Origin of the sequence: Spirulina sp. 06S082 (assembly GCF_034932145.1) — a bacterium.
Lineage (GTDB): Bacteria > Cyanobacteriota > Cyanobacteriia > Cyanobacteriales > Spirulinaceae > CCY15215.
In genome coordinates, this window is sequence record NZ_JAYGHV010000357.1 from 1 (window position 1) to 3,704 (window position 3,704).

At 46.3% G+C, this 3,704-nt stretch carries 5 protein-coding genes and 1 pseudogene; 3 read left to right on the forward strand and 3 right to left on the reverse strand.

All coding sequences use genetic code 11. The features are described from left to right. Both VB714_RS21135 and VB714_RS21140 read right to left on the reverse strand, forming a co-directional pair. Positions 1 to 1,508, reverse strand: a 1,508-nt coding sequence (locus tag VB714_RS21135; protein WP_323226667.1) for a CBS domain-containing protein, incomplete at its 3' end; no start/stop codon positions are given. A gap of 9 nt (positions 1,509 to 1,517) precedes the next feature. Further along, entirely contained in the window at positions 1,518 to 1,793 is a 276-nt protein-coding gene (locus tag VB714_RS21140; RefSeq protein WP_323226668.1) for a hypothetical protein, read from the reverse strand. Between the two features lie 26 nt (positions 1,794 to 1,819). Between VB714_RS21140 and VB714_RS21145 the strand changes: the two genes are divergently transcribed. The 3 genes from VB714_RS21145 (at position 1,820) to VB714_RS21155 (ending at position 2,974) form a co-directional block, all read left to right on the forward strand. Next, a complete protein-coding gene (locus VB714_RS21145) occupies positions 1,820 to 1,987 on the forward strand; it encodes a hypothetical protein (RefSeq protein WP_323226669.1) in 168 nt (55 codons plus the stop codon). Positions 1,988 to 2,348: 361 nt separating this feature from the next. Then, positions 2,349 to 2,639: a type II toxin-antitoxin system Phd/YefM family antitoxin gene (locus VB714_RS21150; RefSeq protein WP_323226670.1), complete on the forward strand. Its 291-nt coding sequence runs from the start codon at positions 2,349 to 2,351 to the stop codon at positions 2,637 to 2,639. Next, complete coding sequence (locus tag VB714_RS21155; RefSeq protein WP_323226671.1) at positions 2,636 to 2,974, forward strand: type II toxin-antitoxin system RelE/ParE family toxin; 339 nt, start codon at positions 2,636 to 2,638, stop codon at positions 2,972 to 2,974. Before VB714_RS21150 ends, VB714_RS21155 begins: the two co-directional genes overlap by 4 nt. A gap of 9 nt (positions 2,975 to 2,983) precedes the next feature. Here VB714_RS21155 and VB714_RS21160 read toward each other — a convergent pair. Then, a pseudogene (locus VB714_RS21160) lies at positions 2,984 to 3,704 on the reverse strand (hypothetical protein); the annotation flags it as partial.

Consider the following 3,704-nt stretch of genomic DNA (forward strand, 5'->3'; position numbering starts at 1 on the left):
GGGGGAGGTGGGGGGAGAGGGGGAGAGGCCACTATTTCTTGTTGCTTTAAAAGAATATCTCGCACGGCACCACCTACAAGATAAAGATGCCATCCTCGTTGCTCTGCTTCCTTGACAGCCAAGGCCAATAGAGCGACAATTTTTGGGGATAAAAGAGAATAAAAATCAGGGCATTGATAATTGATAATTGAGAGTTGATAATTGTTCGCAGATTGTCGTAAAACGTCTATGCGCGTTACGATTCCGACTAAGCGATCGCCTTCAATAACGGGTAAGCGTCCCACATCGTAAGTTACCATTAATGCCTCAATTTCCGGGAGAGGTGTTTTGGGGACGATTGTTTTTAGATTGCGACTCATATATCCTTTAACGGGGGCATGAGCAAAGCCGTGATGTAGGGCAATATCTATGTCCCGACGAGAAATAATTCCCACCAAGCGATCGCCTTCATCAACAACGCATAACCCCGAATGACCATAACGCAATAAGATGCGTTGTGCTTCATCAATCGTGACCCCAGGACGAATAGTGCGGACGGGAGAAGACATTAACTCTCGGGCTGTCAGGGGTTCGGGAATTTGCGCGATCGCCCCCTCAACCAACTCATTTAAGGCGATCTCCCCATCTCTATCCTTTAAACTTACTGAGGCTGCTTGGGGATGTCCTCCTCCCTGAAACGGGGCGAATAAACGCCCTAAATTGGTGCGAGGAATGCGCGATCGCCCGATAACTGTCACCCTTTTTCCTTCCTCATTACGGCGAAAATACTGCGCCCCCACCAACAAAAGATCCGCCTCGGTTAAATCGATTAAACGTTCCGTTAAACTGGATAAACCGGGAATGAAGCGATCTGTTTTTAATAGTACCCACGCGACGCAATAACCGAAAACCTGTCGCTTTTCCAGTCTTTCAATGGCCTCCGAGAGTAACTTTTGCAGATCGCGAGATAATCCAGGTTCGAGATACTCTCGCAAGGCTTGACCCATAACCCCCTGTTTCATTAACCATGCGAGGGCTAGGGCATCCCTAGGGGTCGTTTGTTCGCTGGTGAGGGAGGCCGTATCCACATGAATCGCCAAAGCCATTACCGTCGCTTCTGGGGGCGTTAAGGCGATATCTGCCTGTTGTAACCGTTCCACAATTAAAGTAGTCGTCGCCCCCACTGCTTCAATTTGCCTGTAAGTTGCCGGAATATCACTTAAGGTATTGAGATGATGATCGTAAACCTCAACTGCTTTGAGATGAGGCAGATCGAGCCATTCCGCCGCCAAACCCAGGCGATCGCGTTTTTGGGTATCAACGACACAAACCACCCGAACTTGTTGGAGATTGACGCTACGGCGTTCGATAGTCGCAAATTCATCCCGATATAAAGCCAAAAAATCCTTGACTCCAGGATGCGCCCCTCCCGTTAAAACCAACTTTGCACCCGGTTTCAACCGTGTCAGCCCTACTGCTGCTCCTAAAGCATCAAAATCCGCCGTCTGGTGACACAAAATAACATCCATTCACTATAGCTAAAACACGGGACAAAACTGGCGCAAACACAATTCTATTTCGCCATGATCGGGAATCCATGCGACCCAGCGATCGCTGTCCACTTTACATAACAATAATGCCTCCTCGTGGGCGTATTGGGAAGGTAAATCAAACAAAGAAACCCAATCACCGCTTTCTAAGACCCCAAAACCGTCTTGGGGAATATATTGACACGCATCCCATTCTATTTGCGAGGGACTCGTCTTTCGAGAGAGTTGTGCGATCGCCATCAAACCTGCTCCTAATATTATCAATCGCTGACAATCTCCATTATGGAACGATGGAACAGATTACTGTATATTTTGATACAAAACTTTTCGATCTGCCTATTCCGCGATCGCGCCCCATAGCGAATCAGGCGATCGATCCCCACAATAAGGCGATCGCCATAAAACTTACTCTACATACCATGAAGAATCCCAAGAGACTCGGTACAATCAAAAAATAGCCATCTTTGAAAAAAATGATTACTCAATCTTTTCAAATTTACTGATGAGCTTCAAACTCGTCTCGAAATTCTCATCGATCGCAAGAAAAATACCGACCTTACGCCAGAGGAAACGGCTGAACTTGCCGGCATTACCGAACTCGATCGCATTTTCACTCTCATCAATGCTCGTATTATTGCTGACTCATGACCATCAGCCGCATTCTTCGCTAACATATCCGACAGAGAGAAGGCGACCTCGTAGCGTGGCTTTAGCCGTATCGCCTTATTGCAATGGGTTTGGACTCCGAGAACCTCTCCTAGAACATAAAGTTTAGGCTAAATCGGCATATAATTTAGATGCGGATTCAATCTCAAAACAATGCTAAATCTAACTCAAGATATTCGTTCTCTGACCGAATTTAAGCGAAACACGACTGAATTGGTTGAAAACCTCAAACGCACCAAACATCCTCTTGTGCTAACGGTTAATGGCAAGACTGAACTTGTTGTTCAAGATGTTCAATCCTATCAGGAACTTCTCGATGCTGCTGAATTGCTCAAAACTCTGAGAGGAATTAAACGCGGTCTTCAACAAATGAAAGAAGGTCAAGGTAAGGCAGCAGAAGACCTCTTTGCGGAAATGTTCGACCAATTGGATAATGCTTCATGAGCGATCGGTATAAGATTGTCATTCAACCAGAAGCAGAACAAGGGATTAAAGATGCTTATTTCTGGTTTAGCAATTATTCCCCACGTCAAGCACGCAGTTGGTTAGAGGGTTTATATAAATCCATTTTATCTCTGGAGAAAATGCCCCTTCGCTGTTCTCTTGTTTTTGAGAATGACTTCTTTGAAGAAGAGATTAGACAACTTATTTACGGAAAAGGGAAGAGTGCTTATCGAATCCTGTTTACGGTGATGGAGAATACAGTACACATTCTTTTTATTAGGCACTCAGCCCAACAACCTCTATCACCTGAAGATGAAGAAAGGGAGAACTCTTAACCTCTTGTCCTATCGATCGCGCGCCCCATAGCGAATCAAGCGATCGATCCCCAATAAGCGATTTTGCCAGGCCCGAACTTGATAAGGTTGTTCTCGTGCCTGCTGTCCCATCCAAGTCCCAAATTGTTGCTGAAACGTTGTGAGGACGCTATTTGCCCGTCGCAGATTTTCCGGCGATCGCTCCTTAGCCAGGGTCATAAGAGCAATTTCCACCGCTTTCGACTGCTTACCCCATTCTTGCATGGCACCCTTGTCCATTTGCAACTGACCGCTTACGAGGGCAAGACTCCATTCTCGTTGGAGAATCTCAAAGCGTCTCTGTGCCGTTTGCAAAGGTTGGCGATGGGCGATCGGTTCGTCAGAGTTGGCATTACTCCGTCCTTGGGTATTGCGAAGAATTGTTTGTAAATTAATACTTAAATTTTCCGCCGCAAATAAAGAATAACCCCCCGTTGGAGAATCCCGCAAATGCTGCATCTGATCGATCGCCACCATAGTTGGTAAACTTAACAGACGAATTCCAGGTAAAAATAACGTCGATCCCTGTACATTTTCATCGAGGATAGGTTGCGTTAACTGTTGCAATTCATCCGTTGCATCTGCATAGGTCATGGGGGTAATTGCATCTAGATAATCCCGTCGCACCCACTCCTCCCAATGTTGTTGAATGCGTCCCAATCGCGCCCGAGTGGGGATGGGAAAAACCGCCGCCGACAAAACAATATCGGGA